Annotated in this window: 7 protein-coding genes; all 7 read right to left on the reverse strand. The window is 34.2% G+C overall.

Annotated elements, in window-relative coordinates:
* Nucleotides 1–78: 78 nt before the first annotated feature.
* The 7 genes from KA878_RS09740 to KA878_RS09770 all read right to left on the reverse strand — a co-directional run bounded on the left by KA878_RS09740 (nucleotide 79) and on the right by KA878_RS09770 (nucleotide 7,542).
* Complete coding sequence (locus KA878_RS09740; protein ID WP_031926266.1) at nucleotides 79–429, reverse strand: SAUGI family uracil-DNA glycosylase inhibitor; 351 nt, start codon at nucleotides 427–429, stop codon at nucleotides 79–81.
* Nucleotides 430–894: 465 nt separating this feature from the next.
* Entirely contained in the window at nucleotides 895–2,523 is a 1,629-nt protein-coding gene (ccrB, locus tag KA878_RS09745) for a cassette chromosome recombinase CcrB (protein ID WP_031903867.1), read from the reverse strand.
* Nucleotides 2,524–2,543: 20 nt separating this feature from the next.
* Nucleotides 2,544–3,893, reverse strand: coding sequence for a cassette chromosome recombinase CcrA (gene ccrA / locus KA878_RS09750; protein WP_210142140.1), 1,350 nt, complete (start codon nucleotides 3,891–3,893; stop codon nucleotides 2,544–2,546).
* 191 nt (nucleotides 3,894–4,084) lie between these two features.
* A complete protein-coding gene (locus KA878_RS09755) occupies nucleotides 4,085–4,363 on the reverse strand; it encodes a hypothetical protein (RefSeq protein WP_031903869.1) in 279 nt (92 codons plus the stop codon).
* 70 nt (nucleotides 4,364–4,433) lie between these two features.
* On the reverse strand, nucleotides 4,434–6,221 hold the full coding sequence (cch1, locus tag KA878_RS09760) for a cassette chromosome replicative helicase (protein ID WP_193839867.1): 1,788 nt from the start codon (nucleotides 6,219–6,221) through the stop codon (nucleotides 4,434–4,436).
* Nucleotides 6,221–6,370: a hypothetical protein gene (locus tag KA878_RS09765; RefSeq protein WP_002434105.1), complete on the reverse strand. Its 150-nt coding sequence runs from the start codon at nucleotides 6,368–6,370 to the stop codon at nucleotides 6,221–6,223. Before KA878_RS09765 ends, cch1 begins: the two co-directional genes overlap by 1 nt.
* Before the next feature lie 182 nt (nucleotides 6,371–6,552).
* Complete coding sequence (locus KA878_RS09770) at nucleotides 6,553–7,542, reverse strand: hypothetical protein (RefSeq protein ID WP_023350832.1); 990 nt, start codon at nucleotides 7,540–7,542, stop codon at nucleotides 6,553–6,555.
* Between the last annotated feature and the right edge of the window lie 26 nt (nucleotides 7,543–7,568).

The following is a 7,568-nucleotide window of genomic DNA, read 5'->3' on the forward strand; positions in this document are numbered from 1 at the left end:
CCTCCATTTTGCTTTTCTTTCATGATGTCAATCACTTCGTTAATGACTGTAACAGATATTTGTGCCACTTTGATCCAATTATTCATGGTCTTTCCCTCCTTCTTTTAATAAATGACGTTCATCGATAATCGTATTTTTAGTATCAGTGAGGTAGAGAAAATCCATATCAAAATGATCCAGATAACCAATACTGATGAGTTGGTTATTGGCGTACATAAGAAATGGATAGATACTTAGCTCATGTAGTTCATCGTTATAGTAGGTATAAGTGTCAAGTGTAAGATGCGCAAGTGGGGTATGGTCTACAAAGCGAGTAGGAAGTATATTTTCTGCTGCTTCTTCTAACGCTTCACATTCCCATGTTTCATTGTTAGATAGTTGGAATAGACGAGTTATATATTGTTTGAGTTCTTGAGTGGTTGTTTTCATATCATTGCCTCCTAGATAGTGTTAGCGATGTATTTCATATACATCACTGAGATAATATATATTTGATTTATCATTTATTACGAATCCCGGTGGGAATAAGAGAAAATCCCATATGAAAAACTGCTACAAACATTGATATGACAAGAAAATCCCGTTATCCCGCTCATTTGTTGGGAAATATAGCTATATATTTATATATCATTTGGATTTAGTGGTGTTATTACGAGTTACTTTTTCTTTTTATATTATTTATTTATAAATAATAACGGGATTTTGGGATTACGCTTGCGTAATCCTTCTCCTACATGAAGTTAGTCAATCCCGTTACTATCCCACTTATATTTTGTTTTGGGATGTTCTTTCGTCATATCAATATAAGCTTCACATTGAGCCATGATTTGTTAGCGTGTTGAATATATTTGTTAGATGAGTGTTATTGAATGACGAAAGGACAGTACATAGATATTATATTTGAAAGTAGAGTGTTTGAGGCAAAAACAAAGACGAAGTGCTGAGGAGCACTTCGTCTAGATTGTTATTATTAAAAAGTTGTTTAATAATTTCATTATTGAGCTTGAGAGTGACATAGAATTGTTTTTTATGATTCTCATCTTTACGAATATCAATACGGTCAATAACCGTTAGGTACAAAGCTTTGAGCTGTGATTTATCCATGAATTCTATATTTTGAAATATTCGTTGTAATAGGGCAGCGATTTGTTTCGTATCATAAGATGGTTTCTCTTGATTTTGTTGGTGCTTGAGCTGATTCATTTGATTTGTAATGTCATTGAGTTGTGTTTCATATTGATGAATGGTTGGTTTGAGTGCAGATGTTAAGTCTGGATTGTCTTCGATGGTTTGAACTAGATTTTTAAGTTTAGTGTTAATTTCATCAAATTGTTGTTGTTTATAAGCAATATCATGATTGAGTGCAGCTACATCGACTTGATTATCTTGATTAACACGTTCGACAACTTGTTTGAGAACTTTATCGCTTTTGACAATTTCAAGTATTTGATCCATGACGTATTTCTCAATCACATCAGCTCTAACACTATTGGCTGAACATACCTTTGATCCTTTGTTGCGAAAGTTACTACAAGAATAATAGCGAATACGTTTCTTTGTTCCATCTTTGAGTGTATTAGTAGTATTACTCGCGGCCATAGGTGCTCCGCATTGGGGACAATGAACGATACCGGTTAATAGATTAGTTCCTTTACCGTGAACTTGGGGTTTTTGACTGACTTGCTTTTTACGTGCTTGCACTTTATCCCATAATGCTTGGCTAATAATAGGGGCGTGCTTACCCTCAGCTATGATCGGTTTATCATTCAGTCCTTTACGACGTTTTTCATTCCAATCTTTGTACTTCGCAAATTGAATTTTACCCATATAGAAGGGATTGGATAGAATATAAGTAATAGAACTTATACTGAAAGGCTTCCCTTTTTTAGTGACATAGCCTTTATGATTGAGTGTATTGGCAATTTTACGATAGCCATGCCCTTTGGCATAAGATTCGAAAATATATTTTACAATATTAGCTTCATGTTGATTAATCATCAATTCGTGTTTACTGTCGGGTATTTTGTCATAGCCTAGCGGTAAATTTCCTTGATAATAGCCTTCTTGGGCACGTCTGGTTTGGCCCATGAATACGTTCTCGACAATGTTATTACGTTCAAATTCTGAGAAACTCGCAAGTATTTGTAACATGAGTTTTCCAGAAGAAGTATTGACTTCCATACGTTCAGACAAACTGAAAAATTCGACATTTTGCTTATGCAAATCTTCGACAATTTTGAGTAAGTCTGATGTATTACGTGCCAGTCGGTTTGTTTTGTACACCATGACACAATCGATATGACCTTCATTCGCATCCTTCAACATACGTTGGAGCTCAGGACGGTTCATAGATTTTCCGGAAATACCACGATCTGCGTACACATCTACCACTTTGAAGTTATTAAATTGACAGTATTCTTCAATCTGATTGATCTGGCCTGTTATCGAGTAGCCTTCAGTACTTTGGATTTCCGTTGATACACGAACATAGATAGCGACACGTTTTTGTTTGAGTTGTTGCATGACTTTTTCATCCTTTCTGATTAAGCAATCGATGATTGCGCCGTTTGATTGACGATGTTTAAGGGCTCATTTTTGAAATAGATACCCGTAAGTGTTTTATTTTTGGTAATATGAATTTCATCAATGTAAGGGTACAACATGTTTAACGTGAAACGTTGTTGTATGATATTTTGAAAAACCTTTCGAATTTGATGTGCATTGATTGATGTTATAGGGTTTGACTGTTGTCGAAATGATTGCGATTGTTCTCTGAACGTATCTGCATCAATTTTGCCTTGGGCTAATTTTTCTATCAGCTGCTCGTGATTGAGTGTAGTTTTAGTTTCTATATCTCTTTGTCTTTTGAGTCGTTGTTGAATAGTATGATTTATTTTTGAATAGAGCTGTTGATTTTGAAAGAAGTCCTGACAAGTCGCTAAAACACTTGTTTCTAATTCTTGTGCGTTGATTCCTTTAAATTCACAAACAAAGCGAGCGTTATTCATATTTTGCGGACAGACATAGTAACGCAATGAATGATCTGGTTTGCGGACAGTCATGTTTGTGAGTGTCGAATGACAATAGGGACATTTGATTTTTTGTTTGAGTTGATTTTCTGACGGCTTACGTTTTACTTGTTTCTGAGTTCGGGTAACTTGAGCTTCTTCGTATATCGTTGTACTGACAATAGCTGGGAACATGTTTTCATATTGTCCGTATTGATTGATAACACGGCCACAGTAATTAGGGTTGAGGATAATATTACGCACTTGATAAGGCTTGCGATTAATGAAGTTATCATCAGCTTCTAAGTATTGCGCAATTTTTTTATAACCATAACCTTGAAGGTAATAATTGAATACAGCTTTTATTGTGGGTGCTTTTACTGTGTCTATCGTGAAAGTACCATTATGATATTGATACCCAAAGGGTGCATGTGTTGTAATCATTTTACCTTGTTTCGCTTTTTCTTTGATTCCATTTTTGACTTGTTCGCCTATATTATTAGATTCTAGTTCGGCCAAGCTGATGAAAATATTGAGTTTGAGCCGATCGAATGCTTTATCCATGTCGAAGTAGCCATCATGAACGCTTAAGATATGGACATGGTATTTTTGACACAATTTCATGAGTTTTAATGCATTTTTCAAATTACGATGAAGTCGATTTAGACGATAGCAACATAGTACGTCACATTGTCCTTGTTGAATCAGTTCAGTAATTTGTTGATAGCCATTCCGTTTATCAGTACGTCCTGATTGTTTATCGCTATAAAAAGTAATATGTGGAATATTATGTTTTTCGGCTAATGCCTTGATGGTTTGTTTTTGTGCTGATAAGGATTGTTGCTTTGTAGTGCTCTGTCGTAAGTAACCAATTGCTTGTTTCATCCTGTTTCCTCCTTCCACAGTGATAATATATATTTATGAACGAATTTACAGATGAGCCCAACACCAGTGAGGTGTTGGGCGTTATTATTAGTCATCAGCGTGATTGATTTCTTCAATCACTAAATCAGCGAGTAATGTGATTAATTCGTCCATATTATTCCTCCCAATTGACTTTGATAGTAGTAAAAGTGTTATACCAACATCGGAAATATTGTAATGAATTCGATATTTAGCTTTGAGCAGAGTCTGTCCAATTCAGAGTAATCTTCATAGGTGCCCCAAAAGACAATACGTTTAGGTTTGATGTTTTTAAGTTTAATGTCATTTATTAATTGGTTATCGTTGTCATAAGCTTTTGTAATTTTATAACCATTTGACTTACAGAAAGTTTTAATGTCATCAATAGGCGTGTTTTCTAAAAATTCAGATCTTTCATCTGTAATATTATGTGTTAATGCAATTACGTTCATAATTTTTTCCTCCGATTGATTTAATGAGCTACAACGCGTTTATAGCGTTGTAGCGGTATAACATTCAAATTTATAGTTCTAAATCGTCACTTGCTTCTTTTTCTCTGGCTTGATTAACAAAGTCATTAAGCAAATTTTTATTTGTATTATCAACGAATGGTGGTGGTATACTAGGTTCTGTTTTAGAACTCAAACCAAACATTGAAGCATAAGTCATATCTAGCTTAAGATGGTAAAAGACAATAGTCTTCTTATTGCCATTAGAATCTGGAACGCTACGTTTTGTTGTTTTACGGTTCCGATCTGAATGGATATAACCTTTGTCTCGTAAAGCATCAATTACAATATTTACATCTTGGTATTGATTCTCTTCTAACATATGTTTAAAAACATCTTTAAGTATCTTGACTTGAATGTGATCGTCTTTCAGCTCAATAAGGCCATAATTTTCAATCATTGTGGAGAGTTTTTCATTTTCCGCAAACTTACTACGATTGCGTGCCACGAACTGAACCACACTATCAATCGCTTTGGCCGCCAAATTGCGTTCACTTACGGAATCTACATGATAACTAACTAAGTACTCTCTAACTGCGACCAAATCGATAGGGGTTGCAATTACACGTTCTAATATTCTTGCTGATGTCGTTATTGTTGCATAGCGTTTGAACATTCGAATACCTACATTGTTTGTTTCACTGTTAAGCTGAGTTTTGAACCAATCGTGTTCTCTATGAAACCACTTGATTACTTCAGATTCACGATTTAGAAGATATTCAGCTACTAACGGCATTACGTGTCCATAGTTTTTTGATGTTCCTTTTTTAATGGCGTCCGCATTGTCAGCGCTTGTCGTAAAGGCTTCAGATATTTCGATGCATCTTGCTCTCAAACCATCATTTGCACTAGCATCTTTGAATATTGTGTGTTCTGCTGTACTAATCACACTAGATCCAAAGTGGTGAGGATTTTTTACATTTCCTTCTCGATTAGCACGTAGACGACCTTGCCCCTCTGCTAGGGAATAAAGTAAACCATTGGTATCTTTAAAGGTAGCTGCTGATAATTCATCTAAGGCAATAGGAACACCAAAGTTGTTACTTAAGTATCCTTCAATTGCATTACGGGTGCCGTTCCAACCTCTGAATAATGTTTGGTCACCTTTAGATGGATTACCTGCTATTGAAACTGCTAATGCCGCTGCAGTCGATTTACCCGTACTAGAGTTCCCCATAAATGAAAATATCGTGCCAAAATATTCGACTTCATGCTTTGTTTTTAAGAACGCAGTCACTAATGAAGAAACACCAAATATCACAGCAAGCTCCAGTAACAAGTTTCCTTTTACTTCATCAAGATACATTTGCCACCAGCCTTCAAATGTACCTTTAGGTTGTAAGTCATACTTTGTTTCACAAATGATTTCATCAGCCTGAGACTGCTCGATGTCTTTTGAAAGATATTGTTCATCTAATGAAATGACAGTACCTTCATCAGTACTTAAGACACCTACACCTGTATACAATGTAGAAATGGGCAGTGATTGACGCATTAATTGTAGTGCATTACCTAGCGATTTAATGTACTTTTCATTGATGCTGAACCCAAACATAACCAGTCTAGGTAACTTTTGTGTCGTTAGAATATCTGACGTTTCAATACGTTCAATATTTTTGCCATCCGTGATAGTCAATTTCTCAACCCCTGTAGTAGGGTCGAGAAATTTGTTTTCTATGATGATTGGACTAGATAAACGAATTATCTTATCTTCGTCATTTTTGTTTTTTGCTCGAATAAGTTCATACCATGCAGTTGAATCTAACCAGTATGGATATTGCTTGAATATGTTGTTCGTCATTAGTTGTTACCGCCTTTCCAATTACGCTTTTGACGCTTTGGATTCGGGCCTGTTTTCAGATAAACTGAGTTCCATTTACTATTCTTACTAATAATGATAAATGGAACACTTGGTGTGTGCTTTACAAAATATTCACCTTCGTACTTCATAATTATTTACCTCCGAATGTATTAATTTGTGTATCGGCCGAATACATATATAACTATATAGGTAATAGTGTGAGGAGTAAGTCTGTAAAATAACCTTTAAAATTCCAGACAAAAATTATGAAGAAATATATTGACAAAAAAGAAGTGCCGATGAAAAATCGGCACTTCTATAATGATGGTTACTATTTTGACGTGATATAAAAATATTCAGAATCATCAAGGTTATTTTTATCGTTGTTGTTCTTTAAATGATAATTTAAAGCTTTTTTTAATTCAGAAATAAGTTTGTTGCGATTTTCTTTGGTGTACTCTGGTGGATCTACTAGCTCGCTTTGACTTAATAATCTAGTTACTAAGGATTTAGGGGCAGATGCTTGAGTTTCTTTTTTAGTTAAATACTTTGCAAGGTTTACGTCAATTTGAACACGGCATTCTTGTTCTAAATAGTCACTATAGCTATAAGATTGGGTTGCAGCTAATCTTGCATTAACTTCGTCCTTGAGTTCATCTAATTCATCCATATAGTAATTAATTATATCTATTTTTTGAGCACTGCTAACATTTGGTGCTGTTATAATATCGATAACCTTAGATTTTATACCAACTTCGATATTTGAATCGATTAAGAAATATAAATAATAATTTGTCATAGCAGTTTTATAATCAATAGGATTAGTAATTTCATTTTTTATAAAATAATATATGTTATCATTAATTTTATTTGTAGATTCTAAGTCTTTTTTATTAACGCCATTTTTTAAAAAATGGATATAATCAGAGTTATTCGACAATATATCATGTATAACAAGTTTACTATCATATTTAAATGCATAGAATTTTCCAATTTTAAAATTTTCAGAATCAATACCAAGTGCAAGACAAAACTTTTTGAAATTTGCTGAAAAGTTAGTTTTAGTTGGCACAAATAAATCATGATCTTCCCACTTTTTTGGTTTGTTTTCCTCATCTACATTATTGCATCCATCAAGAAGATATAATTCATATTTAACTATGTCATTTAAAATCATTGGATATTTTTCCTTGTTACGAGTGTAGCGTTTACTATTTAATTCCTCATAAGACTTACTTGCTTGACTCATCACTTCTTTTACGTCTTTCGTATCTATATTTTCAATTATTGATTGTAACTCACGTCCCCAATTGCTATACATTAAATCAAGTCAAGTCCAGACTCCTG

Source organism: Staphylococcus sp. GDY8P57P (genome assembly GCF_017892585.1).
Classification (GTDB): Bacteria; Bacillota; Bacilli; order Staphylococcales; family Staphylococcaceae; genus Staphylococcus; species Staphylococcus borealis.